26 protein-coding genes and 1 pseudogene are annotated in these 24,739 nt (G+C 36.5%); 17 read left to right on the top strand and 10 right to left on the bottom strand.

What is annotated here, in order from left to right; translation table 11 throughout:
- The first annotated feature begins 588 nt into the window (after positions 1-588).
- Positions 589-1,848 (top strand): group II intron reverse transcriptase/maturase, encoded by a 1,260-nt coding sequence (gene ltrA, locus WCV66_RS22580; RefSeq protein ID WP_338786043.1) that lies wholly within the window; start codon positions 589-591, stop codon positions 1,846-1,848.
- A 153-nt stretch (positions 1,849-2,001) separates the two neighbouring features.
- On the opposite strand, the gene WCV66_RS26915 is transcribed toward ltrA, so the two are convergent.
- The 7 genes from WCV66_RS26915 to WCV66_RS22550 all read right to left on the bottom strand — a co-directional run bounded on the left by WCV66_RS26915 (position 2,002) and on the right by WCV66_RS22550 (position 7,004).
- Positions 2,002-2,256: a CBO0543 family protein gene (locus tag WCV66_RS26915; protein ID WP_413789606.1), complete on the bottom strand. Its 255-nt coding sequence runs from the start codon at positions 2,254-2,256 to the stop codon at positions 2,002-2,004.
- Positions 2,257-2,427: 171 nt separating this feature from the next.
- On the bottom strand, positions 2,428-3,798 hold the full coding sequence (locus WCV66_RS22575) for a TrkH family potassium uptake protein (RefSeq protein ID WP_338786925.1): 1,371 nt from the start codon (positions 3,796-3,798) through the stop codon (positions 2,428-2,430).
- A gap of 266 nt (positions 3,799-4,064) precedes the next feature.
- The gene (locus WCV66_RS22570) at positions 4,065-4,484 is read right to left on the bottom strand and encodes a DUF1801 domain-containing protein (RefSeq protein WP_338786924.1); all 420 of its coding nucleotides are present in this window, start codon (positions 4,482-4,484) and stop codon (positions 4,065-4,067) included.
- A gap of 172 nt (positions 4,485-4,656) precedes the next feature.
- A complete protein-coding gene (locus WCV66_RS22565; protein WP_338786923.1) occupies positions 4,657-4,854 on the bottom strand; it encodes a hypothetical protein in 198 nt (65 codons plus the stop codon).
- Positions 4,855-4,999: 145 nt separating this feature from the next.
- Positions 5,000-6,265 carry an erythromycin esterase family protein gene (locus WCV66_RS22560; protein WP_338786922.1) on the bottom strand — a complete coding sequence of 422 codons (1,266 nt, stop codon included), beginning with the start codon at positions 6,263-6,265 and terminating at the stop codon, positions 5,000-5,002.
- A 70-nt stretch (positions 6,266-6,335) separates the two neighbouring features.
- Positions 6,336-6,692 (bottom strand): hypothetical protein, encoded by a 357-nt coding sequence (locus tag WCV66_RS22555; protein ID WP_396652644.1) that lies wholly within the window; start codon positions 6,690-6,692, stop codon positions 6,336-6,338.
- Between the two features lie 48 nt (positions 6,693-6,740).
- A complete protein-coding gene (locus tag WCV66_RS22550) occupies positions 6,741-7,004 on the bottom strand; it encodes a DUF1292 domain-containing protein (RefSeq protein WP_066325542.1) in 264 nt (87 codons plus the stop codon).
- A 560-nt stretch (positions 7,005-7,564) separates the two neighbouring features.
- Here WCV66_RS22550 and WCV66_RS22545 point away from each other — a divergent pair.
- From WCV66_RS22545 to WCV66_RS22530, 4 genes are all read left to right on the top strand, one after another.
- Positions 7,565-8,272, top strand: coding sequence for a response regulator transcription factor (locus WCV66_RS22545; RefSeq protein ID WP_066325553.1), 708 nt, complete (start codon positions 7,565-7,567; stop codon positions 8,270-8,272).
- Positions 8,269-9,270 (top strand): sensor histidine kinase, encoded by a 1,002-nt coding sequence (locus WCV66_RS22540; protein WP_338786921.1) that lies wholly within the window; start codon positions 8,269-8,271, stop codon positions 9,268-9,270. The genes WCV66_RS22545 and WCV66_RS22540 overlap by 4 nt, the downstream gene beginning before the upstream one ends.
- Before the next feature lie 92 nt (positions 9,271-9,362).
- Positions 9,363-10,127 carry an ABC transporter ATP-binding protein gene (locus tag WCV66_RS22535; protein ID WP_066325561.1) on the top strand — a complete coding sequence of 255 codons (765 nt, stop codon included), beginning with the start codon at positions 9,363-9,365 and terminating at the stop codon, positions 10,125-10,127.
- Positions 10,102-11,985 carry an ABC transporter permease gene (locus WCV66_RS22530; protein WP_338786920.1) on the top strand — a complete coding sequence of 628 codons (1,884 nt, stop codon included), beginning with the start codon at positions 10,102-10,104 and terminating at the stop codon, positions 11,983-11,985. Before WCV66_RS22535 ends, WCV66_RS22530 begins: the two co-directional genes overlap by 26 nt.
- A gap of 294 nt (positions 11,986-12,279) precedes the next feature.
- Here WCV66_RS22530 and WCV66_RS22525 read toward each other — a convergent pair whose 3' ends face one another.
- On the bottom strand, positions 12,280-13,287 hold the full coding sequence (locus tag WCV66_RS22525; RefSeq protein WP_338786919.1) for a DUF3231 family protein: 1,008 nt from the start codon (positions 13,285-13,287) through the stop codon (positions 12,280-12,282).
- Between the two features lie 284 nt (positions 13,288-13,571).
- Here WCV66_RS22525 and WCV66_RS22520 point away from each other — a divergent pair, with 284 nt between their 5' ends.
- Entirely contained in the window at positions 13,572-14,111 is a 540-nt protein-coding gene (locus WCV66_RS22520) for a VUT family protein (RefSeq protein WP_338786918.1), read from the top strand.
- Between the two features lie 106 nt (positions 14,112-14,217).
- Here WCV66_RS22520 and WCV66_RS22515 read toward each other — a convergent pair whose 3' ends face one another.
- The gene (locus tag WCV66_RS22515) at positions 14,218-15,120 is read right to left on the bottom strand and encodes a LysR family transcriptional regulator (RefSeq protein WP_338786917.1); all 903 of its coding nucleotides are present in this window, start codon (positions 15,118-15,120) and stop codon (positions 14,218-14,220) included.
- A 292-nt stretch (positions 15,121-15,412) separates the two neighbouring features.
- On the opposite strand from WCV66_RS22515, the gene WCV66_RS22510 reads away from it, so the two are divergent.
- The 4 genes and pseudogenes from WCV66_RS22510 (at position 15,413) to WCV66_RS22495 (ending at position 19,935) form a co-directional block, all read left to right on the top strand.
- Positions 15,413-17,233: an assimilatory sulfite reductase (NADPH) flavoprotein subunit gene (locus WCV66_RS22510; RefSeq protein WP_338786916.1), complete on the top strand. Its 1,821-nt coding sequence runs from the start codon at positions 15,413-15,415 to the stop codon at positions 17,231-17,233.
- A 27-nt stretch (positions 17,234-17,260) separates the two neighbouring features.
- Complete coding sequence (cysI, locus tag WCV66_RS22505; RefSeq protein ID WP_338786915.1) at positions 17,261-18,979, top strand: assimilatory sulfite reductase (NADPH) hemoprotein subunit; 1,719 nt, start codon at positions 17,261-17,263, stop codon at positions 18,977-18,979.
- Positions 18,980-19,104: 125 nt separating this feature from the next.
- A pseudogene (locus tag WCV66_RS22500) lies at positions 19,105-19,245 on the top strand (VOC family protein); the annotation flags it as partial.
- 147 nt (positions 19,246-19,392) lie between these two features.
- On the top strand, positions 19,393-19,935 hold the full coding sequence (locus tag WCV66_RS22495) for a DinB family protein (protein WP_338786914.1): 543 nt from the start codon (positions 19,393-19,395) through the stop codon (positions 19,933-19,935).
- Positions 19,936-20,227: 292 nt separating this feature from the next.
- Here WCV66_RS22495 and WCV66_RS22490 read toward each other — a convergent pair whose 3' ends face one another.
- Positions 20,228-20,434, bottom strand: a complete 207-nt coding sequence (locus tag WCV66_RS22490; protein WP_185653067.1) for a hypothetical protein — start codon at positions 20,432-20,434, stop codon at positions 20,228-20,230.
- A 189-nt stretch (positions 20,435-20,623) separates the two neighbouring features.
- On the opposite strand from WCV66_RS22490, the gene WCV66_RS22485 reads away from it, so the two are divergent.
- The 7 genes from WCV66_RS22485 to WCV66_RS22455 all read left to right on the top strand — a co-directional run bounded on the left by WCV66_RS22485 (position 20,624) and on the right by WCV66_RS22455 (position 24,359).
- On the top strand, positions 20,624-20,827 hold the full coding sequence (locus tag WCV66_RS22485) for a DUF1657 domain-containing protein (protein WP_066325593.1): 204 nt from the start codon (positions 20,624-20,626) through the stop codon (positions 20,825-20,827).
- An 84-nt stretch (positions 20,828-20,911) separates the two neighbouring features.
- Positions 20,912-21,385: a YhcN/YlaJ family sporulation lipoprotein gene (locus WCV66_RS22480; protein ID WP_066325595.1), complete on the top strand. Its 474-nt coding sequence runs from the start codon at positions 20,912-20,914 to the stop codon at positions 21,383-21,385.
- A gap of 16 nt (positions 21,386-21,401) precedes the next feature.
- Positions 21,402-21,881, top strand: a complete 480-nt coding sequence (gene spoVAC, locus WCV66_RS22475) for a stage V sporulation protein AC (RefSeq protein ID WP_066325597.1) — start codon at positions 21,402-21,404, stop codon at positions 21,879-21,881.
- Positions 21,881-22,900, top strand: a complete 1,020-nt coding sequence (gene spoVAD / locus WCV66_RS22470; protein ID WP_066325600.1) for a stage V sporulation protein AD — start codon at positions 21,881-21,883, stop codon at positions 22,898-22,900. Before spoVAC ends, spoVAD begins: the two co-directional genes overlap by 1 nt.
- On the top strand, positions 22,897-23,247 hold the full coding sequence (spoVAE, locus tag WCV66_RS22465) for a stage V sporulation protein AE (protein ID WP_066325603.1): 351 nt from the start codon (positions 22,897-22,899) through the stop codon (positions 23,245-23,247). Before spoVAD ends, spoVAE begins: the two co-directional genes overlap by 4 nt.
- An 11-nt stretch (positions 23,248-23,258) precedes the next feature.
- Complete coding sequence (locus tag WCV66_RS22460) at positions 23,259-23,465, top strand: DUF1657 domain-containing protein (protein WP_066325606.1); 207 nt, start codon at positions 23,259-23,261, stop codon at positions 23,463-23,465.
- Between the two features lie 33 nt (positions 23,466-23,498).
- Positions 23,499-24,359, top strand: coding sequence for a DUF421 domain-containing protein (locus WCV66_RS22455; protein ID WP_066325611.1), 861 nt, complete (start codon positions 23,499-23,501; stop codon positions 24,357-24,359).
- Positions 24,360-24,739: the final 380 nt, after the last annotated feature.

The following is a 24,739-nucleotide window of genomic DNA, read 5'->3' as shown; positions in this document are numbered from 1 at the left end:
AAAGGATCTTTGAATTCAAAGATCCTTTTTTAAGTGCGCCCAGCATGGGTGCAGTCTATAGGGTGAAAGTCCCGAACTGTGAAGGCAGAAGTAGCAGTAGCTTAACGCAAGGGTGTCTGTGGTGACGCAGAATCTGAAGGAAGCGAGCGGCAAACCTCCGGTCTGAGGAATACGAACTTCATATAAGGCTAGATACCATTGGATGAGTTTGCTTAACAAAACAAAGTCCTTTCTGCCGAAGGTGGTATAGAGTAAATGAAGCAGATAGATGGAGTGAAAGACTGTACTCTTACCTGGGGAGGTCTGACTGATAAGCCAAGCACTCTTGGCAACCTATCTAGTGATAGATAGCTGAACAGTCAGAAGTCAGCAGAGGTCATAGTACCTTTCAAACTCGAGAATGAAAGGGAAGGACTGAACAAGTTAGGAAGGATGAGAACTAGGCGTTCATAAGTAGTGTAGAAACAGACAATCTCTTACGAGACTTACTTGAAGGAAGAAGTGGTGAATACACAGGGGACTTCAAGAGGGTGGAGCTACTAATGGCACAAATAGAACATCTCATTCACGTAGAGAGGATATATCTTAATGTTAATGGAACGAATTCTATCACGAGAAAACTTACTGAACGCTCTTAAACGAGTGGAACGTAACGGAGGTAGTCACGGTGTAGACAAGATGTCGACCCAAAACCTGCGTTCGTATATTGTCGAGCACTGGGACGAATTGAGAAAATCTCTCCAACAGGGAACCTATGAACCTCAACCCGTTCGTCGTGTCGAAATCCCGAAACCAAACGGCGGAGTTAGATTACTAGGAATCCCAACCGTGATAGACCGTTTCATTCAACAAGCGATTACTCAAACATTAACCCCAATTTATGACCCAACATTTTCTGAAAACAGTTATGGGTTTCGTCCACAAAGACGAGGGCATGACGCTGTACGGAAAGCGAAAGGATACATCGAAGATGGTTATAGGTGGGTAGTCGACATAGACTTAGAGAAATTCTTCGATAAAGTGAACCATGACAAACTCATGGGGCTACTGTCAAAGCGTATTGACGATAAAGTTCTACTAAATCTTGTTCGAAAATATCTCAATGTCGGGATTATGATGGGTGGCGTGGTCTCACAAAATACAGAGGGAACTCCACAAGGAGGTCCGCTAAGTCCACTACTTTCAAATATCATCCTAGATTTGTTAGATAAAGTATTAGAGAATAGAGGGCATAAATTCGTGAGGTATGCGGATGATTGTAATATTTACGTGAAATCTAAGAAAGCTGGCTTACGAACAATGGCGGGTGTAACGTCTTTCATTGAAAAGAAGCTTAGTTTAAAGGTAAATCGTGAGAAATCAGCCGTAGAACGACCATGGAACCGAAAATTCTTAGGCTTTAGTTTTACTAACAGAAAAGAGCCGAAAATACGTATATCCAAACAAAGCATCAAGAGATTTAAACAGAAGGTTAGGGAAATAACGTCAAGAAAATCACCGATACCAATGGATGTAAGAATAAAGAAATTAAATCAGTATTTAGTGGGTTGGTGTGGGTATTACGCATTGGCAGATACTCCAAGTATCTTTAAAGGTTTGGAAAGTTGGATTCGAAGAAGACTGAGATTGTGTTACTGGAAACAGTGGAAACTTCCTAAAACAAGGATAAGGAAACTTATAGGACTAGGAATTGATAAACACAAAGCATATGAATGGGGAAATAGCAGAAAGGGCTACTGGCGAATAACCAGTAGTCCAATCCTTCACCGTGCCCTCAATAACTCTTTCTGGAGAAAAGAGGGTCTCAAAAGTCTATCTGAACGATACGAAACTTTACGTCACACTTAATTTGAACCGCCGTATACCGAACGGTACGTACGGTGGTGTGAGAGGTCGGGGGTTAGTCACCCCCTCCTACTCGATTGCACTAATTATGTAAACGACTAAACAGAAAAGTTCATGCTTTTTTTAAAGAGGTAAAAGAAAAAGAACATTCCAAGCTTAAAATGATTTTTTACTCTGAATAATTCTAATCAACCCAATAAACATACGAACAAACAGCATGATGAATGTTTCTGATAGTAGGGTATGATACCAATGCCAATTTTTATTAAATTTAATAAGTTTTGTTTTGCGTTCAAAAAAAACTTCAGCTAATGTCATTGGAATACTAAATAAAAATAACTTCAGTAAGATTCCCTTCAAATTTGAGCGAAAGGTTAGTTGATTATAAAAGACACAAAGTATCGGATACAATAAATAGTCAAATAGTATATTTATTTTAAAATATTAATGTAAATAGAGGCTGACTCAGGAACCATAAGTTCAGACAACTCCAAATCAATATATAGACTCTCAATGCCTGAAAGACCTATATAAAAGTTGGATTTGACTAGCTCAGATCTCCTTGAGTCATCCTCTACTTTTTTATCCAATCATAATCTTCTCTTCCACATATTTAAAAGGAAGTTTTTTATTTTCCTTAGCTAAAGCAAAGGCTAAAGTAAGTGGGCCTACTCTACCTATAAACATCAGAAGGGATATGATTACTTTACCTGGTGTACTTAATTCTGGTGTTAACCCTAGCGACATTCCAACTGTTCCAAACGCTGAAACCACTTCAAAAAGTAAAACATTTAAAGGAGCGTTTTCTGTAATCGTTAAGATAAACAAAATCAAAAATACAACGGCTGTCGAGTAAACAGTGATGGAAAAGGCTCTAAAGATTAAATCCTTTGGTATGCGCCTGTTCATGATGTTAACATCTTCTTTTCTTTTCAATACAGTCCATACAGCAAGGATGAGAATGAAAAACGTGGTCACTTTAATTCCTCCAGCTGTACCTCCAGAGCCTCCACCGATAAACATAAGCAAAATCGTAACAAATTGGGAACTTAGCGTTAATTCCGGTAAATTCAACGTGTTAAAACCTGCTGTTCTAGGAACTACCCCATGAAAATAAGCACCTAACACTTTATCCTTTAGAGATGATAATCCACCCAATGTTCCGGGGTTATTGTACTCCAAAGTAAAGATCAGGACTGTACCAAGTAAATTAAGAATTAATGTCATTAAAAGGACTAATTTTGTATGTAAGGAAAGCTTCTTCCATGATTTCTTCTTGAAAATATCTAATATGACGAAATATCCTATTCCTCCAATTATAAACAAGGAACTAAGTGTTAAGATAATTGTAGGATCACCAACATATCCTGTGATACTGCGAAACTCTCCCATTAGGTCAAAGCCCGCATTATTAAAGGCAGAAATAGAATGAAATAGGCCATAGAATAAGGATTTTGGAAATCCAAAATCGTGAGACCAGCGTATGGCTAAGATAACAGCTCCGATTCCTTCAATTATGAACGTGAACCCAACAACAAACTTAACAAGTCTAACCATTCCTTCAATATAAAGTTGATTTAAGGATTCCTGAATCATGAGTCTTCCTTTCAAACCTATGTTTTTCCCTAATACAATCGCAATAATGATTCCGAAAGTCATAAAACCAAGTCCACCAACTTGGATTAATACCATTAAAACAATTTGACCAAAAAGCGTAAAAGTTGTTTCAGTATCTACTACCACTAATCCTGTTACACAAACAGCAGAGGTTGCTTCAAATAATGCATCAATAAAAGATAAGTGATGTCGATCTTTTGTAGCAAAGGGTAACATAAGTAACAATGTACCTAATCCAATGAGGCACAAAAATCCTAGTGATAATGTTTGTGCGGGATTAATTTTTACCCATTTAAACGGTTTTATGATTCTTTTCATTTTATTGGACTTCGCCATAGATATAAATATCCCCTAACATTAGTCGTTCTTTTGCATATAGAAATGATAACCTATTTGTTGTTATTTACCATCTAATCACTTAAATTTAACATGGCCGTTCTTTAAAGATTAGTATAAAAGTGGTGGTGATTTTTGGCAGAACTAACTCGTGAAGTTGTTTTTATTATGCCAAAATATATAAAGGCCATTCCTTTAAGAATGACCACTTTTCTGTTTTGATGATTTTTAGATGATTCATAAACTTATCATTTTAGGATAAATTTTTAATCTGGGTACGTTTCTTTTAAAAATCTCACAGATTGGTTAATTAACTCTTTTAAAACTTCAACATTAATATCTGCTACTTTATTTATGTATACACACGCTTTTCCAGTTGTATGTTTCCCGAAGTCCTTTAACAATTCCTCACGTTTTGTGTCACCTGTTGCAAAATACAAACTGATTTTTGCTTTTCGAGGTGAAAAACCTACTAGTGGTGCATCGCCTTCATGACCAGATTCGTATTTATAATGATAGGAACCAAACCCAATAATACTTGGCCCCCACATCTTTGCTTTAAAACCTGTTGTTTCAGTGAAAATATCTAACAATTTATAAGCATCTTCACGTTTTTTAGGGCTGTCCACAAGTTCAATAAACTCTACAACACTGTTGTCGGTTTCTTTTGTTTTGAGTTCGTACATAATAATATATTCTCCTTTGCTTACGGGATTGTAAGCTAATAATGATGTTATTATCGATATTCTACATTAATAGTGTTTATCCTTCCCCAACGGACCTCCTAGAGTAATGAAAAAGGGTCCAATTCCTATTCGAATTGAACCTTTTTTTGTCATTAGTATTTATAAAATGCACTTACATCATTTTTTTGGAATTAAACCATTTTAAGAGAGGATGAATTTCCTTATCAACAATTTTTAATTCATTCATTATTAATTTTTCTTGATGGTCAGTTATCCAATTTTTTAGTTCTTTTTTATCGTTAAATTGGGTATAGTATGTTTCTCCACATTTACCAACCGCATTGACAACATACCTACAAGTATTCCCCATAATCGACCACCTTTTATATAATGTCATGTACTCAATAAGCATTATAACAAGGTTTAAAATTATTTCTAGTCTTTTTTTAATTTATTTTTTCTTTTTTGAATAGAATGATGAAATACAACCTTTCGCTACCTTAATTCTCAATCCTTTATAAAAAAACTTCTTCCACTTCAAGAGGATTTAGAGCATTCGTATAATTAACATAAACAAACGCATCATACCGGTCTGATATTACTGAAGGAACATAATTACCATAATGTTCGAATTTAGGATTATAAACGACTCCAATAGCTCTGTGACCTATTGTTCGATTAAATTTATGATGGTTTTCATTGTTGAAGATTAATAGCTTGTCACATGGGCCTGCCTTATGCAAAGCATCCTCAAAGCTACCGGCTTTAGCTGGTGGAATAATCATTTTATCACAATTCACACCCCATTGATCAGCTGCAATTACAGTCCCGCGGTGTGTTCCAAATCCAACAATAAAGAGGGCATCTTTCCCTTTTTGTTCTCTTAGTAATTGTCCAACGTTTACGATACCTTCAGCAGCCATATCAGTTGCTCGTGCATCACCAACATGAGTATTATGTTCCCAGATGATTCCTTTTGCTTGGTTGCCGTAATATTCACTAATTTTATTGATTACCTCAACCATATGCCGATCGCGAATATTCCAGGATTCGTTATCATTTACTACCATTGTTCTGTAATAATTTTCAGCATTTGCTGTAATAAGAGCATTTACTTCAAGGTTTAAACGATTCTCTTCGAAGTCAAATTGTTTATTCTTATTTAAACAAATTTCTGTTAAAAGTTTGATGACCTCATCATGGCATCCTTCTGAATAAAGGGCGGCAGATACACCATATTTTTCTGGTTGGCGATTAAAGGGTTCAAAACAAGCAAATGCTTTTTTTGCATCGTCTAATTGGGGAGAATGAGTTTTTTCTAAATAATTGATGATTTCATCCATTGATTCCCATAAAGAATAAATATCAATTCCATAAAAACCAACCTGTTTATCTTTTGGCTGCTTTTGATTATATTCCTTTAACCATTCGATAAGCTCAATCATTTCTTCATTTGCCCACATCCAAGTAGGCCAACGGTTAAAGGATTGTAACACTTCTCTGGCATTTGGAGTGACTTGATCAAAGCTTTTTATATAACGGTTTACATATTGGCATGCAGGCCAGTCGCCTTCGACAGCCAAAAAGGTGAAGCCTTTTTCTGCAATAAGCTTTTTGGATAGTTCAGCACGAATTTTATAATATTCAGACGTCCCATGTGATGCTTCCCCTAATAATACAAATTTTTGCATCTCAATCTCATGAAGAAGGGAGTTGATGTAATTGGGATTGTTTAATGGTTGTGCATAATCTTTAATGGCTTGTATAAGTTCATTGTTCATAGTTTCACCCCTCGATATTTGTTCTTGTTTATAGATTTACCCAGTTATTGTAAATCCTGAAATCTGCATTTTATTGTTGTTTATATTCAGCATTGTATGAATTTTCACCTGAGTGAACAGATAATAAAGTGTCCGCATATCCAACAAGGCGATTGACAATTTCATCTGAAATCGCATAAACAAGCCGATGTAATTCGCTTTTATGCAATGCAGGATCATCAAAAATAATCGTCGTGTTAATAAAGATATGTTTTGTATCGTAAAGATTGTAGTGGATGATAGTTTTACCAGATGCTCCACCTGTCACGGGATCTTTATAGTTTGGTAAGAAAATATACCATTCTTCAGCAGTTGGAGATCGAAAATTTTTTGTGAAAGTCATGCCATTAATTTCTTTTTCAATTTGGTTTTTTAGATCTTCATCCATCACATCAATAATGTTAGTATCCATGAATTATTCCTTCTTCCTAACAAGTTAATCTGCTGGATTTGCTTCGACTGCAATTTCATATGCATCAAGTACCATAGTTTTTTTGCGCGGATCATTTATGCCGATAAGATACTGTTCGTCATCTTCATTCTCGACTTGCATTACAATCGCATGATCAAGCTCATGCTCTGATCTTAATAAAGCGTAGGTATCTTCTTCAATTGCCAATAATGCTTCTACGACAAACTGCTTTTTGTTACCGTCATTATCCTCAACAGTAATCCAATCTCTTTCGTGATCATGGGACAAAGTTATCACCTCCACATGCTTTTTAACGTTATTATTTCCTCAGAATGTTGTTTTAAAGAGTGGGGAAAAATTACCAAAAAAGCAAGTTAGATTCCGGTTGTTTAAGACTTTCAATTAAGTGCATAAGATTTACGTTAAATGGATGATAAAAATTAAAAGATTAGGAGTAAAAAATCAAGGGTGAAGACCAGAAAACACATTTTGGTCATTTGAAAGAAGTACAGCTTGAGCATACTAATTTATGGTTTGATTATTGGCAAAACTTTTCAGATTATGATACGTGGCAATTCTGGGTTGTTCTTTGTTTATTGATTTTACCGCTTATTCTATTAATGATAGTTGTTGACAAGCGAAAGGCACTTCGTTTGTAGCTAAAACTGTGAAAAATGTGTCCAATCTTAGACATGACAAAGTGGTTAGTTAAACTGAATGTTTGAATCATTAAAGTAAAGGAGATGTGAAAACAACTCCTTTTTAGTATGCTTTCATAAGGTCTCACATTCCTTTTGAAAAACCATCCATTTTATGGCATAATTACATCCAATAAAGGGGAGACGGATATGCAAAAAATTATGATTGTTGAAGATGATCCTAAAATTGCTGAATTGCTGCAGACTTACATAAGTAAATATGGTTATGATGTATTTTTAGTAAATGATTTTCAGCATGTGATGGATGTATTTTATGAAAATAAGCCTGATCTTGTTCTGCTAGATATTAATCTACCAAGCTTTGATGGTTATTACTGGTGCAGACAGATTCGCACGCAATCGATTTGTCCGGTTATCTTTATATCTGCACGGACAGGTGAGATGGAACAGGTAATGGCACTGGAAAACGGTGGGGATGATTTTATTACCAAGCCGTTCCACGCTGAAATTGTTATGGCTAAAATTCGCAGTCAGCTTCGCCGTGCTTATGGTGAATATGCAATGAAGGCTAACGAGAGGGTTTTAAAAATCAAAGGACTGGAGTTGTATCCTGAAAGGTTAGAATTGAAGCTGGGTCATGATAGTGTATCCCTGACAAAAAATGAAGCTGATATTATTGAGAGTTTAATTGAGCGTTATCCACGTATTTCTGGTCGTGAAGATTTACTTGAAAAACTTTGGGAAGACCAATCTTACGTAGACGAGAATACACTGAATGTTAATATCACACGAGTTAGAAAGAAATTTCAAAAAATAGGCATAGAAGAAGCGGTGGAAACAGTTAGAGGGGCAGGTTACAGATTAATTGTCTCATGGGGAGAGCGTGTAAAAACATGAAGATATTTTTTCGGGAGCATTACCTGTTAATTGCTGTACAATGTGTACAGTTTTTTACTATTTTCTCTATCTATTGGCTCGAAGGCTACCAGCAACTCAAACCAGCTCTATATGCTGCTTTTCTCGGTTTTTTCTTTTTAAGTTGCTACCTGATTTATCACTATTATAGTCGACGCAAATTCTACAACCGTCTTAGCAAACCACTCGTCTCACTTGACGACTCCTTTCAAAAACTGGAGCAAGCGCCAATTACAGAAGCATTGGATCAGCTGTTAAAAACGCAGTACAAGCATTATCAACAGCAACTAATGAGCGCGGAACATCAGCAAAAAGAGCATCTAACATTTATGGATCAATGGGTGCATCAAATGAAAACACCGCTTTCTGTCATTGAACTAACAGCACAAAACCTAGATGAACCGGAATCCTCTGATATTCGTGAAGAAACAGAACGAATAAGTACAGGGTTAAATACCATTCTCTATATGGCCCGCCTTAGGACTATTGAACAGGATTTTCATGTAAAACAGGTTGACTTGGTGAAAATAGTGAATGAGGTAAACCGTGCCAATCGACGGCTTTACATCCGAAACCAGGTATATCCAAAATTACAAGAAGAGCAGGAAGGCATTCTTGTTGAAACAGATGAAAAGTGGCTCTTCTTTATCCTATCACAGCTTATTAATAATGCTGTTAAATATTCAGCTGGTAAAAGTAATAAAATCAATATTTCTATCTATGAAAAAGATCACGAAGCAGTTCTACAAGTGACCGACTTTGGTGTTGGAATCCCTGATACTGATTTAAAACGTGTATTTGATCCATTTTATACAGGAGAAAATGGCCGGGAATTTCGCGAATCTACAGGCATGGGGCTATATTTAACGAAAGAAGTAGTAAACCATCTTGGACATAGAATCGAGCTAGTTTCAAAGGTAGGCAGGGGAACAACAATTAGACTTATTTTCACTACATCACAAAACCTTACAGCCTCGTAAGGAAACTGAAAGGCGAATCGATAGTTTGGATACAGTAGATTGGTTACACTAATCACAGATCAAATGATAACGAATTGAAAGGAGATCTTGTGATGCTAGACGTAAATAAAGTGAGTAAAATCTATGAAGGGAAAATTCCCTATCGTGCTTTAACAGATATAGATTTAACAATTGAAAAGGGGGAGTTTGTTGGAATCATGGGGCCCTCTGGAAGTGGGAAAACGACGCTACTTAATATGGTTGCGACAATTGACGAACCTACAACAGGAGAAATTTTGATTGATGGAAAAAATCCTCACTCTCTGAAAAAAGATGCATTAGCAAAATTCCGCAGACGTGAGTTGGGCTTTGTCTTTCAAGACTTTAATTTACTCCACACCCTAACAGTAGAAGAAAACATCGTCTTACCTTTAACATTGGATGGGCATCAAGTTAGTGAAATGAAACAAAAAGCAGGAGCGATTGCTGAAAAGCTTGGAATTACAAACATAATGAAAAAACGCACCTACGAAATTTCAGGTGGACAGATGCAGAGAGCAGCGATAGCGCGAGCAATGATTCATCAGCCTAAGCTACTACTTGCAGATGAGCCAACTGGAAATCTGGATTCTAAAGCATCAAAAGATGTCATGGAAATGCTTGAGTCCATTAATCGTGAACTACAGACGACGATGATGCTCGTAACACATGAGCCACTTGCGGCTAGCTACTGCAATCGTGTCGTCTTTATTCAGGATGGAAGGTTTTATTCCGAGATCCATCGCGGTGACAATCGTCAGGCCTTCTTTCAGAAAATCATTGATACTCTTTCCCTGTTGGGAGGTAATGCAAATGACCTTTCGTCAATTCGCGTTTAAAAATGTTACTAGAAATAAACGTTTATATGCCGCCTACTTTCTTAGTAGTATGTTTACTGTTATGGTCTTTTTCACATTTGCAATCTTTGCGTTTCACCCAGCGTTAACTGGACCAGACATGAATATACATGTGACGACTGGTCTAACTGTTGCAGCTGGGATTATTTATGTCTTTTCGTTTTTCTTTGTCTTATATTCAATGGGCTCCTTTATTCAGTCGAGAAAAAGAGAATTCGGGATTTTAATGATCCAGGGGATGTCAACGAGACAAATTCGTTCAATGGTGTTTCTAGAGAATATGCTTATTGGATTTTTTGCTACATTAGGTGGAATTGCACTTGGTCTGGTATTCTCAAAAGTGATTTTACTTATTGCGGAAAATGTCCTAGTCATCGGTACTGATCTTAACTTTTATTTACCTTTAAAGGCTATTTTAGCTACATTTACTTCCTTTATCGTACTTTTCTTGGTTATCTCTTTTTCAGTTTCGTTTTTATTACGAAGTGGAAAGCTAATCAACCTTATTAAAGGAAGCAAAAAGTCAAAAGGTGAACCAAAGTCCTCGATCTTTTTGACAATCATCGCGATTCTTCTACTTGGGGGCGGCTACATTACAGCATTACTGGCAAAAGGCTTGGCTGTTACAGTCGTCATGGTACCAGTTGTGATCGTTGTGATTATTGGTACTTATTTGTTATTTACTCAATTAAATGTGTATGTCATTCGAAAGCTTAAAAACAAGGAAACAATCTTTTGGAAGAAAACAAATATGGTTCTCTTTTCAGATCTATCCTTTCGTATGAAAGACAATGCACGGACATTTTTTATGGTTGCGATCATTTCAACTGTATCCTTTTGTGCAATCGGATCACTTTTTGGGTTTCAAACGTTAATCACAGGTGGATTGAAGGAGAATAATCCCTATTCGATTACGTACACATCATTTGCGGGATCAACGACAAAAAAGGATGATATCGCGTTAATTGAAGAGGAACTAAGCAACGAGAAAGTAAAAGTAGAGAAGGAAAATATGACGCTAAGTTATTTTGAATTAAGTGATGGGGATGCACCTACACTTATCGTAAAGCAATCAGACTATAATCGACTTACCAAACTATTAGAAACTGATTCCATTCAGCTTAAAAATGGTCAAGCAATCGTAGTAGGTTATGTACTTTTTAATAATGAGCTAGCAAAAGAAATGATGAATCAACTCATTGAGTTAAAGTCTGGAACTGCTAAGCCAATAGAAATAATTGAATCTGCATCCTTGCCTGGTAACCTAGCATACTATGTGGTTACCGATGAGGATTTTAATCAACTAAAAGAACCAGTTGAAGAAGATGATCTCTATATTTGGAATGCAAAAGGTGCTCAGCAAGAATTGGTTGAAGTTGGGAAAGTATTAGCGAAAGACCTTAAGAGATATTCTGAAGACTATCAGTATACTTCTGTTGATTATGAAGTATACGAAATAAACAAAATGTACGGCCCTATCTTGTTTGTTGGATTATTTATCGGAATTGTCTTTTTCGTCTCAGCAGGAAGTTTTCTCTACTTCCGTTTATACACCGATCTAGATGAAGACAAACAAAAATTCCAGTCAATTGCGAAAATTGGTTTAACAGAGGGTGAACTGAAGAAGGTACTTAACAGACAAACAGCTATTTTGTTCTTTGCACCAATTATCATTGCTCTAATCCATGGGGCCGTTGCTCTTACCGCCTTATCCAATATGTTTCAATACAATCTGTTCAAAGAGTCTGCGATTGTACTGAGTATCTTTTTCTTGATACAGGTTGTTTACTTTTTTATTGTAAGGTTTTTCTATACGAAGCAGATTCGAGCTGTGATTTAGACCGGTGGTGCAGCTGATGTTATCTTATAAAAAAGGATCTTCGATGAAGATCCTTTTTGCTTTACTGTAAATAGAAGATACTTATTTGAATTCTCACGCTTATGTTAAATTGGGCATTCTTATTAAAAATTTTAATTTAGCGTTGTAATTTTTAACTAAGAATGTAGCTTTAATTATCAAAGTAATCAAGGCTGAAAATAAGCTATTAAGTGAATTCAAAATATATCCCCCCACATTAAAGTATTAGTGTAAAAATAACACTAGGATTATTTTTCCCTTAAAAGCAAAAAATTATCAATTATTTTTTATTATCTTAGCCCTATCTTCCATTTGTGGTGGTTCCTCAAACCATCCGTTTTTAATCTTAATTTTGACTCCCTCTTGTCCGTAGAAATATACATCTTTAGCAAGTAGTGTTAATTTCATGGAAATGTCATTTCTTAAACAAAAAAATGATCCAAAACTACTAGCCACAAGTCCAAATCCATTGAGAAGGTAAACGCAATGCATCATGAGCTTATCAGAAAATGGAGCAATAGTTGAGGGAGTTACTGTGCTTCCAGAAGTAGCAGAAAATTGAACATCGCTATCTAAAAGAATTTCTTCCATTGTTTTAATTTGTTTTTTGGCAAGCTTTTTTCCTTTTACAAAATATTCTTTAACCTCTTTGTGCTTTGCACATTGTGCAAAACCAGTTATCAGCTGCATTCCAATATTATTTGTCTCAATTCCATGGTGAAGAAGACCAAGTTCAATATCATTTAAAGCCCTTCTGTCACCAACTAGTTTAAATCCCTTCATGTAGCTTTTATTTTCAATAAACTCAGTTGTTTTTGGCATCGTAACTTTTGGTGGTAGAGTGAGAATCCCCCTTTCAAGAAGATAAAGGGTAGATAACTTATATATCTTTTGAGTAACAGTCGTAAGCCCTTCATAAATCTGCATAACTTTATCATTATATGCCATGTTCATATTAATGGTGTACATACCCATGCTAACCTCTTTTAAGATACGAAGAAACATAACGTCAAATCCATTGTCGAATAACTTAGGAGCTTCTAAGTTAACATCATCGCTTGAATATCCAATAGGTTTCACCATACCTTGATCTTTAAAAATCTGTTCCATCTGTAAAACATAAAAATTCAGCTCTTGCCACAAACCGCCCAAAAGATTTTTAGCCTGTTGGTCATCCGATTTCTCTATAAAATATTCTAACATTCTCATGATAAGGGTCTTTTCTTCGTATGTTAGCCAAAGTGTTCCCACCTCAGATGCGCTTATAGGATTTGTTAGAATCAAAAAAATTACCTCCACGACTTTTTAATAGAAGTATTTTGCTAATAAGTCCAAATTATTCAATATGCTTAAATTCAATTTCGAACGTGTTAACTGATGCTTTAGGATACTCACTAACGTTACCCTAACTATCGTAAACAGACTTACAAATTTGGAATCTGTTTTTTTATACAGAGACAATTAACTAGATTAATAACAAAAAAAATAGTACAATAATCGTTCTTTTAAAATTAATTGTATATCTTAATATAATTAAGCTTTTATGAAAATCACCATGGAGGTAAAAAATGAGAATAGCACTCTATCTAGTTTCAATCATCTTAGCAAACGTCATCACAGCAGCTTTCGCGCCGCTACAATTTTGGGTTTTCATTGTACCTATGGGCACATTGTTAATCGGTGCAACGTTTATTTTTCGTGATCTTGTTCAAAACAGATATGGTAGGAAGAAGACGTATTTGTTTATTGCGATAGCATTAATCCTCTCAGCACTAGTATCTTTTCTATTAGGTGATACATTAATTATAGTTTTAGCTTCAGCTATTTCTTTTATACTTGCTGAAACAGCGGATACAGAGATTTATACACGTTTGAAATTGCCGATGAGTTGGCGCGTTTTTTATAGCGGTTTGGTTGGAGGATTTTTAGATTCTGTTGTGTTTGTCGTCATTGGTTTGAGTCCAATCGGTGCAAATTTTCTCCCATGGGAAGCTGTTCCTGCTGCAATTATTGGGCAAATAATAGTAAAGACAATTATACAGGGACTTGGGGCGATCGTGTTAAGTCAAGCTCATTCGCTTTTAGAAAAAGGACATAAAACAAACTAAAAAAGAGAACGAATGTCAGTTAGAAGTCTGGATATCAAAATGATGCCCAGACTTTTATCTTTTTGTAGAACTAAATATGTTATATCTTCGAGGTCGTGCATCCATCCTATGTTTGGTTAAAATTATTAGGCCATTTTTTATTTAATGCGTGGATAAATGTTTTCACATTCTTTTTATCTTGCATGATTGGAGAATATACATAGGAAAGGGTTCGATTAAATCGCTGATTTTTTAATTTAATGATCGCAAGATTTTTGTGCTGCACATCCCTTTCAATTACACTGCGGGATAAAAGCGAGAGTCCCGTACCATTTATTAGTGTTTCTTTAATCCCCTGATTACTGCTTATCGTTAAAAGTGATTTGACCTTCAAGCCATTTGATCGAATGAAGTGATTAAAATATTCACGTGTACCTGAGCCGACTTCCCTGTTAACCCAGTCTTGATTCTGAAGGTCAGTAATTGTCACATCATCTTTACAGGTGAGTGAATGATTGTTGGATGAAACAATAAATAACTCATCCTGCATAAAGGCGTGTACAGAAACTTCCTTTTCATTTGTATGTCCTTCAATTAACCCAATATCTACTTGATATAACCGTACTGACTGGACGATTTCCTCGGTATTTCCAATGATAACTTGAAGTTCCAGCTCTGGAAAATCTTTCTGAAGGTCTAAAAGTAAAGAAGGCAAAATATACTCACCGATTGTAAAACTTGCACCTATCTTTAATTCTCCTTTAATAGAGTTATGATGTTCGAGAATATCTTGTCTTGTTTGCTCGTAAATTGTGATCATTTGCTTCGCACGTTCGTATAAAATCTCGCCAGTTGGGGTGATTTTCAAGGACTTAGGAGAGCGTCGAAATAATGTCGTATTGAATTCTGTTTCTAAATTTTTAATATGTAAGCTGACACTTGGCTGTGACATACGAAGGATTTCGGCTGTTTTTGTAAAGTTTTTAACTTCAACAAGAGTAATAAATGTTTTTAACGTATCATAGTGCAAAGGAAGTCCACCTTATTATTAGAAATTTTAATAGTTGTGATAATTTTTATTTATTTTACTAATTTTATGTTTTCCGGTAAAGTTTAATTATTAAACTTGTTTGGATAGGTCAAAAGGAAGCATTTTAAAGAACTTATAAGGGTAAAACCAACTTGACTTATAGGAATAGTAAATCTATGATGAAATTAATCATATTTTCTGTGAAAAGTGAATTGCAAGAATTGTAGAAATCAGTCATTATTAATAGAATAATGACTGAATAAGTTTATATTCTTTTGTGAGGTGGATATTGTTGCAACTTCAGGTATTGAACAGTCCGTTTAATCAGGAGCAGGCAGAGCTCCTTAATCGCCTTCTGCCAAGCTTAACAGAATCGCAAAAGGTTTGGCTTAGTGGGTATCTTGCTGCGAGCCAGACCACATCCGTTCAGGTAACAACAGAAGCTCAAGTGACAGAAGTTCCAGTCGCGAGCACAGGGCAGACAATTTCAAAAGATGTGACCATTCTTTATGGTTCACAGACAGGTAATGCACAAGGACTTGCAGAAAATGCAGGCAAGACACTCGAAGGGCAAGGCTTTAAAGTAACAGTCTCGTCTATGAACGATTTTAAACCAAATAATTTGAAGAAAGTTCAAAATCTTCTTATTGTTGTCAGCACACACGGAGAAGGCGATCCGCCGGATAATGCGCTAACTTTCCATGAGTTTCTTCATGGCAGACGTGCTCCAAAGCTTGACGATCTCCGCTTTTCAGTATTGGCGCTTGGAGACAGCTCATATGAATTTTTCTGTCATACTGGAAAAGAATTTGATCAGCGCTTAGAAGAACTAGGTGGCACAAGGCTATCTCAACGTGTTGATTGTGATCTAGATTATGATGAGCCTGCAGCAGAATGGCTTGAAAGCGTGCTTGGCGGCTTAAGTGAAGCACAGGGTGGAAGTGCTTCACCTGCTCAAGTTACAACAGCTCAGACAGGTCAATCAGCATATTCTAGAACAAACCCATTTAGAGCAGAAGTGCTTGAAAATTTAAATTTAAATGGTCGCGGATCAAATAAAGAAACACGTCATCTTGAGTTATCGCTTGAAGGCTCTGGTCTTACATTTGAACCAGGTGACAGTCTTGGTGTTTACCCTGAAAACGATCCTGAACTAGTACAATTACTTCTTGAGGAAATGAAATGGAATCCGGAAGAAAGTGTGACAGTTAATAAACAGGGTGAAGTTCGCCCGCTTAAAGAAGCACTCATCTCTTACTTTGAGATTACGGTTTTAACAAAACCACTTCTTGAGCAAGCTGCAAAGCTTTCAGGAAATGAAGCATTACAGGAACTAGTATCTCCAGGCAATGAAGAACAAGTAAAAGCATTCTTGAAAGGTCACGATTTGCTTGATTTGGTCCGCGAATTTGGTCCTTGGAATGCTTCAGCACAAGAGTTTATCTCTATTCTTCGCAAAATGCCGGCACGACTTTATTCAATCGCTAGCAGCATTTCGGCGAATCCAGATGAAGTGCATTTGACAATTGGCGCTGTCCGATACAATGCAAATGGACGTGAACGAAAAGGCGTCTGCTCAATTTTATGTGCGGAACGTCTACAACCAGGGGATACACTGCCGATTTACATTCAAAATAACCAAAACTTTAAGTTGCCAACAAACTCAGATACACCAATTATCATGGTTGGTCCAGGGACAGGTATTGCGCCATTCCGTTCGTTTATGCAAGAGCGTGAGGAAATTGGTGCTGAAGGGAAATCATGGTTATTCTTCGGTGATCAGCATTTCGTCACAGACTTCCTATACCAAACAGAATGGCAAAAGTGGGTAAATGACGGTGTTCTAACGAAAATGGATGTTGCTTTTTCTCGTGATACGGAAGAAAAAGTATATGTACAGCACCGTATGCTTGAGCAAAGCAAAGAATTGTTCGCTTGGCTACAAGAAGGAGCAGCTGTTTATATTTGCGGAGATGAGAAAAACATGGCACATGATGTCCATCAAACACTTATTGATATAATCGAAAAAGAAGGCGGTATGAGCCGTGAAAAAGCGGAACAGTATCTTGCCGACATGCAACAACAAAAACGCTATCAGCGTGATGTATATTGATTTTGAAGTGAAAGGAGTTTTTTCAACATGGTGAACAAAATTTTAAAAGCACCTGAAGGAAAGCCAAGTGATGTTGAGCGCATTAAAGAAGAAAGTGACTATTTGCGAGGCACACTGGCAGAATCAATGCTAGATTCGCTCAGCGCTGGAATTTCTGATGATGATAATCGCTTAATGAAGCATCATGGAAGCTATTTGCAGGATGACCGTGATCTTCGTAATGAGCGCCAAAAGCAAAAACTTGAGCCTGCGTATCAGTTCATGCTACGTGTTCGATTGCCAGGTGGTGTAGCAACACCTGATCAATGGCTTACTATGGATGATCTTTCTCAAAAATATGGTAACGGCACCTTAAAACTAACGACACGTATGACGTTCCAAATGCACGGTATTTTAAAATGGAATATGAAAAAAACGATCCAGGGAATTCATGCTTCCTTAATGGATACGATTGCGGCATGTGGTGATGTAAACCGTAACGTAATGTGCAACTCAAATCCATATCAATCTGACGTTCATTTAGAAGTATATGAATGGGCAAAAAAATTAAGTAATGATTTATTGCCACGCACCAGAGCCTATCATGAAATATGGTTGGATGAAGAAAAAGTGGCCTCTACACCGGAAATAGAAGAAGTCGAGCCAATGTACGGACCACTTTATTTACCGCGTAAATTCAAAATCGGCATTGCTGTTCCGCCATCAAATGATATTGATGTCTTTTCTCAGGACTTAGGATTAATTGCAGTCGTTGAAGATAGCAAGCTTGTTGGCTTTAACGTTGCGATTGGCGGCGGAATGGGAATGTCACACGGTGATAAAGCAACATATCCACAGCTTGCAAAAGTAATTGGCTATTGTACACCGGATCAAGTTTACGATGTTGCGGAAAAAATAATTACGATCCAGCGTGATTACGGAAACCGTTCTGTACGTAAAAATGCTCGATTCAAGTATACAGTTGACCGTCTTGGACTGGAAACTGTCAAGGAAGAGCTTGAAACCCGCCTTGGCTGGAGGTTAGGAGAAGCTAAGCCATATCATTTTGACCATAACGGAGATAGCTATGGTTGGGTGAAAGGTGTTCAAGGTAAATGGCATTTTACGTTATTTATCGAAGGTGGACGCGTTACAGATCTTGATGATTATAAATTGATGACAGGTATACGAGAAATCGCAAAAATTCATACTGGTGATTTCCGTCTAACACCTAACCAAAACCTTATTATTGCAAATGTGACTAGTCAAAAAAAGAAAAAGATCAACGAACTAATTGAGCAATATGGTTTGACAGATGGTAAGCATTTTTCAGCGCTTCGCCGCAGCTCAATGGCGTGTGTTGCTCTTCCAACGTGTGGATTGGCAATGGCAGAAGCAGAACGCTACTTGCCAGGTCTAATTGATAAGATTGATGCGATTGTTGATGAAAATGGCTTAAGGGATAAAGAAATTACGATTCGTATGACGGGCTGTCCTAATGGCTGTGCTCGCCATGCACTCGGTGAAATTGGCTTTATCGGTAAAGCCCCTGGAAAATACAACATGTATCTAGGAGCAGCCTTTGATGGTAGCCGTCTTAGTAAAATGTACCGTGAAAACATTGGTGAAGAAGAAATCTTAAGTGAACTTCGTGTACTTCTTTCTCGCTACGCAAAAGAACGCGAAGAAGGCGAGCACTTTGGTGACTTTGTCATCCGCGCAGAAGTAATTAAAGCAACGACTGATGGTACGAATTTTCATGATTGATTAAGATATTTGAGACAGGGAAAAACACCCCTGTCTCTTTTTTACTTTCAGAAAAAGATTGAAGTGATATATTGAAGCTAAATAGTAGCAGACGAGAACTTTTTTAAAATAAGGAGCTAATTAGGATGTCAAAAGTCACGCCATTCTTAATGTTCCAGGGCAATGCTGAAGAAGCTATGAATTATTACATATCATGTACCAGCCCAAATTCTGTACATCTTCTAAGGGACAGCTCGTTAAAGGTGATTGGTTTATATGATGCAAGTAGGAAACTTGTTCCTTTCCTTTGTTCATTCACCTATTTTTTTTTGAGTGTAATTGGAATTTTATAACAAATAGAAGGGATTAGTAGAAAGAATGACGAATAAAACAAGTAAAGTTGCCTACTGATAAAAGTGAAAGGAATGAAAAACATGGAGAAAAGACCAGGATTCAAAGAATATGACGCCTATTTTTCAAGATATGTGAACTTATTACCTGATGGAGATATAGTATCAATATTGGAGCAGCAAATTAAGGAGACGAACATTTCACTTCAGAATTTAACAGAAACACAGGGGCTGTTTAGATACTCTCCTAATAAATGGAGTGTAAAAGAAATAATTGGCCATCTTACAGATACTGAGCGGATTTTAAGTTATACACTTCTTTGTATAGCGAGAGGAGAAAACAAGGAGCTTCCCCGTTATGATAAGGATGTTTATGTACAAAATGCCGCGTTTGATAAACAAACGATAAATGAGCTTTTATTAAATTTAACCATTGTTAGAAACGCTACATTGCAATTGTTAAAGAGTCTGAATCCAGAAGATTGGTTGAGACAAGGTATTGCTAATGGATCAGAAGTTACTGTCCGAGCACTTGCTAGTATTCTTGCTGGTCATGAACTTCACCATTGCAATATAATAAAAGAAAATTATTTTGGTTCTGATTACTTTCCATTATGTAGAAGATAAATGTGGTGCTTTGTTATTTCTACACCTGAAGGTACATGGAATAAAGTAGAAACACTTCAAAACGAAGGAGCTTTTGGTAAGAGTACTTCTCCAAATTTATATTAGTAACGTTTGTAGGTGTAGCTATGATTTGCGGAATGATCCTATTTTTATATAAAAAATTTCTAAATTGACAGAAAGAATTATGCTTTTTTCTTCATCTCCTCCCGGTCAACAACCCCGTTTTTAATGAGAGCAGCATGTTTCCCTTCAAAAATACCCCGAGAAAATAAAGACTTTAGACCAAGATTCTCTACATAAAAAGTAAAATTCTCCATAAGGACATAGAATAAATAAAGTAAGCTACTCCAACCTTTTGATCATATAAAGCATTTCCAAGTAGTTCCCCTAATACAATGGCAGCAACAAAAGTAAACGGTGTTATTTGGGTGATGATTTTTCTACCAACAAACTTTACTAGAATAAACAATAAGAAAAAGCCAACGATAAGTTCAAACATGAAGAGGTAACCTACCCTAATTTTAATATAGGGTAGGTATTTATCTTTTTATAATCTTTGAAAACCTCGGTACTATACAACTCATTTTCCATTTTCCAATAAATTACTATATTCAAAATCCACATAATCACCTTCAAAACAGAAATAATAAATTAGTAAGTATTCAATAAATGAAAGAAGGAACTTAAAGTGACAGTAATAAATGACGTTAAGACGACTCTAGCAGGATTAAAAAGTGCGCAAGCAAGCTTAGAAACTTTTGCACTAGGTACGGATAATCAACAAGCGAAACAGCTTTACCAACAAGCTGCCCAACAAACACAAACGATTGTTGACAGTATTTCTCAACGTGTTCAAGAAATTGAACAAGAAGAACCACAATACAAAGATTAGAAAGATTTACATCAAGAAGGTTGGTTGATTCAATCAACCTTTTTTATAACTTCGATTTATGGATAGAAACGGATAGGTGATTCCATGAAAAATAAGATGAAACTAGGAAACATTGGACTTTTTATAGTGGTGATTATCGGACTAAGCTCTGGATGTGCCGTAAATCAGAATCAGTTTACCAACAACAATGATGATGCAAAAATCGTAAAAGTGAGTACAAGCAAGCAGATCGATCAATCAGTTGCTAATCATGCTAAAGAAATTGTTATCAAAGAAAAAGAGATTTCAGGTGTTAAGGCTGTGAATACAGATCAGGAACTTTTATTGGCAGTAAAAGTCGATCACTTTGACCGATTTCGATTAAAGAGCATTGAAAAGAAAGTGAAATTAGACTTAGAGAAAGCATATCCCGATCATAAAATTATTATCTCGACCGATTCAAAAATGTATTTGGAACTGGAACAATTGGAACAAAAGTTACAAAAAAATAAAACAGAGAAGAAAACATTAAAAAAAGAATTCAACAAAATCAAAAGCCTAATGAATGAAAAAGCATGATGAAAGAAGGGCAGATATGTCAAATAAGCAAAAGAAACAATTAACACCTGTACAACAGGAGTATCAAACCCTTGAAAATCAACTTGAAACAAAAAGACCCGTATTTAAGAATTGTATAAAGGCTTTTATAACAGGCGGAATCATTTGCATCATCGGACAGGCGATTCAAATGTTTTATATTTATTATTTTGATTTCACAGACCAAACAGCTGGGAATCCAACGGTTGGTACCTTAATTTTTATCTCCATGCTTCTTACAGGTTTTGGAGTTTATGATCGAATTGCACAATTTGGAGGGGCAGGTTCAGCTGTTCCAGTTACCGGATTTGGAAATGCCGTCATATCAGCTGCCATTGAGCATCGAACAGAAGGGTTTGTGTTAGGTGTAGGCGGTAATATGTTTAAATTAGCTGGTTCCGTGATTTTATTTGGTGTATTTTCCGCATTTGTGATTGCTACGATTAAAACGATACTTATAATGTGGGGTGGTCTCTAATGTTAATGGGGCATCGTACATGGGTCTTTGAGCAAAAGCCAGTTATTATCTCTACTGGTACTGTTGGTGGACCATTTGAAGCCGACGGATTACTTGCTGAAGATTTTGATATCCTCCATTCAGACTTATGGCTTGCACAAGATTCCTATGAAAAAGCACATAAGGTTCTTATCGAAGAAGCCTGTCAAAGAGCCATCGAAAAAGCCAAGCTTCAAAAGGAACAAATTCAATTTTTCCTTGGCGGAGATCTTATTAATCAGATTACTCCTACAAGCTTTGCTTGTCGATCATTAGGAACACCTTATCTAGGATTGTTTGGTGCCTGTTCGACCTCAATGGAGGGATTGGCGCTTGGTGCCTATCTTGTAAACACAAAAGGAGCCAATTATTTGTTAACAGGTGCTTCAAGTCATAACACTTCGGTTGAAAAACAGTTCCGTTATCCGACTGAATACGGGGGGCAAAAACCACCTACTGCACAATGGACGGTGACTGGTGCTGGAGTCGCATTGTTAAGTGATTCTGGTGAGGGACCATGTGTTACGTCTGCTACAATTGGTCGTGTTATTGATATGGGATTGTCTGATCCCTTTAACATGGGAGGTGCGATGGCACCAGCAGCAGTTGATACGATTGAGGCCCATTTAACCGAACGAAATCTTGATCCTTCTTACTACGATTTAATTGTAACTGGGGATCTCGGTCAAATTGGACACGAAGTTTCACTAGAATTATTTAAAAAACATGGAATCCCAATACATGAAGAAAATTATCAAGACTGCGGAATGATGATTTACCGGGAAGGACAGCCGGTCCTAGCAGGAGCTAGTGGCGCTGGCTGTTCAGCAACTGTTGTATATGGTCATTTGTTAAACCGTATGAAAAAGGGTGAATTTAAACGAATGTTAGTTGTAGCGACAGGGGCTTTATTGTCGCCATTAACCTTTCAGCAAAAAGAAACCATTCCATGTATCGCTCATGCAGTGTCGATTGAATACGGAGGTGAACAACGATCATGATTTTCTTTTGGGCTTTTGTCGTTGGTGGATTGATTTGTGTTGTTGGTCAAATTATGTTTGATGTGTTTAAACTTACACCAGCCCATACATTAAGTACATTCGTTGTTATTGGTGCCCTTCTTGATGGATTTGGTTTATATGAACCGTTTATCGATTTTGCAGGGGCAGGAGCAACAGTCCCAATAACAAGTTTCGGAAATTCCCTTGTACATGGGGCAATGGCAGAAGCAGAAAAACATGGGTTAGTTGGTGTGATCTCGGGAATGTTTGAAGTGACAAGTGCCGGAATTTCAGCTGCCATCATTTTCGGAATGATTGGGGCCTTACTTTTTAAACCAAAAGGATAGGAGGATATTGGATGACAATTGCATCAGAAGTAAAGCAATCTCTTGCAAGTCTAAAAGGTATAGAAGCTGATTTATCCAGTTTAGCCCTACGAACTCAGGACCATCAATCAAAGCGTATCTTACATGAAACCATGATGGTCGTCCATGAAGTAGTGACAGATTTAAAAAAGCGAATTGGGGAATTGGAGAGGGAAGAGTTTCAATACAAAGGCTTTTAAGTTCATATTTTCTTTTACAGGAGGTGTAAAGCAGTGCCTGATTGGTTAGATATCGTCGTACGGTCTTTAATATTTGTTGTGGTCTTATTTTTAATCACAAAATGGTTAGGTAAAAAACAGCTTTCTGAACTTTCATTCTTTGAATATGTCACCGGAATTTCTATTGGAAGTATTGGTGCAGAAGTTGCTATGGGACTTGAACGGAACATTATGAACGGAATAATTGGAATAATAATCTTTGCAGCAATTCCCTTTTTAGCCGGTTTGCTTTCCTTGAAAAGCAAAACCTTTCGTGATTTTATCGAAGGGAGAGCAACTGTTTTTATTAAAGATGGGAAAATCTTGGAGGATAATTTAAAAAAGGAAAAATACACTACTGATGAATTGCTAGAATTACTTCGAAAAAGGGATGTCTTTAAGGTAGCTGATGTTGAATTTGCGTTATTAGAACCAACAGGAGACTTAAGTGTAATGCTGAAAAAAGAAAACCAACCATTGACCCCAAAAGATGTAAACTTAACTGTTGCTTCTGTTAAGGAACCGCAAACAGTTATTATGGATGGAGAAATCTTAGATGAGCCTCTGTCCACGATTGGACGAAGCCGAAGTTGGTTAAAAACAGAACTAGAAAAACAAGGTGCAACAATTGAAAATGTTTTTCTTGGACAGGTAGATTCATACGGGCAATTAACAATTGACCTTTTTGATGATAAACTTCAAGTCCCGTCCCCACAAGAAAAGCCTTTAATCCTTTCTACGATGAAAAAATGCCAAGCGAACTTAGAGCTGTTTGCTCTTGGAACGGAAGCACAGGAAGCTAAGCAAATGTATAGTAACAATAGTAAAAAACTCCAAGAGGCGATTGATAAAGTAACTCCTATTTTAAAAGGGTAGATGGGTGTTCGGAAATAGACATAATAATAGAAGGTAAACTATTTATATGAGGGCAGTAACTACTCTTTTAAAGTGGATATGACTAGGGATAGAGCTAATAGAAGACACAAACAACTGTACAGCCCATTCTCTATAGATTTATGAGATGTAATTCTAATATTAATAAAATGAGAACACATTGCTTAAGCGACAAAAATAGTACTGTTATCTTTTTTAGAGGTACCTTTTTATTCGAATTAGGAGGTATCTTATTTTAGTTTCTACTAATATGAAAAAAATTTTTTTTATAAGGTTTACATATTTTTTGTTTTTTCATAAGTGAAAATAGGAAGCATTACCATAATAAATACAAGATGCAAATTGTTATAACAGGAAGATTA

It is taken from the genome of Metabacillus rhizosphaerae (genome assembly GCF_037201795.1).
GTDB lineage: Bacteria > Bacillota > Bacilli > Bacillales > Bacillaceae > Metabacillus > Metabacillus rhizosphaerae.
The sequence above is the reverse complement of the archived record's forward strand: the minus strand, read 5'-3'. Positions and strand labels throughout refer to the sequence as shown.

What these genes read in the sequence shown, in the direction of transcription:
- ltrA (WP_338786043.1), top strand. Translation starts at nt 589, where the DNA reads ATGTTAATGGAACGAATTCTATCACGAGAAAACTTACTGAACGCTCTT.
- WCV66_RS22575 (WP_338786925.1), bottom strand. Translation starts at nt 3,798, where the DNA reads ATGGCGAAGTCCAATAAAATGAAAAGAATCATAAAACCGTTTAAATGG.
- WCV66_RS22570 (WP_338786924.1), bottom strand. Translation starts at nt 4,484, where the DNA reads ATGTACGAACTCAAAACAAAAGAAACCGACAACAGTGTTGTAGAGTTT.
- WCV66_RS22565 (WP_338786923.1), bottom strand. Translation starts at nt 4,854, where the DNA reads ATGGGGAATACTTGTAGGTATGTTGTCAATGCGGTTGGTAAATGTGGA.
- WCV66_RS22560 (WP_338786922.1), bottom strand. Translation starts at nt 6,265, where the DNA reads ATGAACAATGAACTTATACAAGCCATTAAAGATTATGCACAACCATTA.
- WCV66_RS22555 (WP_396652644.1), bottom strand. Translation starts at nt 6,692, where the DNA reads ATGGATGAAGATCTAAAAAACCAAATTGAAAAAGAAATTAATGGCATG.
- WCV66_RS22545 (WP_066325553.1), top strand. Translation starts at nt 7,565, where the DNA reads ATGCAAAAAATTATGATTGTTGAAGATGATCCTAAAATTGCTGAATTG.
- WCV66_RS22540 (WP_338786921.1), top strand. Translation starts at nt 8,269, where the DNA reads ATGAAGATATTTTTTCGGGAGCATTACCTGTTAATTGCTGTACAATGT.
- WCV66_RS22535 (WP_066325561.1), top strand. Translation starts at nt 9,363, where the DNA reads ATGCTAGACGTAAATAAAGTGAGTAAAATCTATGAAGGGAAAATTCCC.
- WCV66_RS22530 (WP_338786920.1), top strand. Translation starts at nt 10,102, where the DNA reads ATGACCTTTCGTCAATTCGCGTTTAAAAATGTTACTAGAAATAAACGT.
- WCV66_RS22520 (WP_338786918.1), top strand. Translation starts at nt 13,572, where the DNA reads ATGAGAATAGCACTCTATCTAGTTTCAATCATCTTAGCAAACGTCATC.
- cysI (WP_338786915.1), top strand. Translation starts at nt 17,261, where the DNA reads ATGGTGAACAAAATTTTAAAAGCACCTGAAGGAAAGCCAAGTGATGTT.
- WCV66_RS22495 (WP_338786914.1), top strand. Translation starts at nt 19,393, where the DNA reads ATGGAGAAAAGACCAGGATTCAAAGAATATGACGCCTATTTTTCAAGA.
- WCV66_RS22490 (WP_185653067.1), bottom strand. Translation starts at nt 20,434, where the DNA reads ATGTTTGAACTTATCGTTGGCTTTTTCTTATTGTTTATTCTAGTAAAG.
- WCV66_RS22480 (WP_066325595.1), top strand. Translation starts at nt 20,912, where the DNA reads ATGAAAAATAAGATGAAACTAGGAAACATTGGACTTTTTATAGTGGTG.
- spoVAC (WP_066325597.1), top strand. Translation starts at nt 21,402, where the DNA reads ATGTCAAATAAGCAAAAGAAACAATTAACACCTGTACAACAGGAGTAT.
- spoVAD (WP_066325600.1), top strand. Translation starts at nt 21,881, where the DNA reads ATGTTAATGGGGCATCGTACATGGGTCTTTGAGCAAAAGCCAGTTATT.
- spoVAE (WP_066325603.1), top strand. Translation starts at nt 22,897, where the DNA reads ATGATTTTCTTTTGGGCTTTTGTCGTTGGTGGATTGATTTGTGTTGTT.
- WCV66_RS22460 (WP_066325606.1), top strand. Translation starts at nt 23,259, where the DNA reads ATGACAATTGCATCAGAAGTAAAGCAATCTCTTGCAAGTCTAAAAGGT.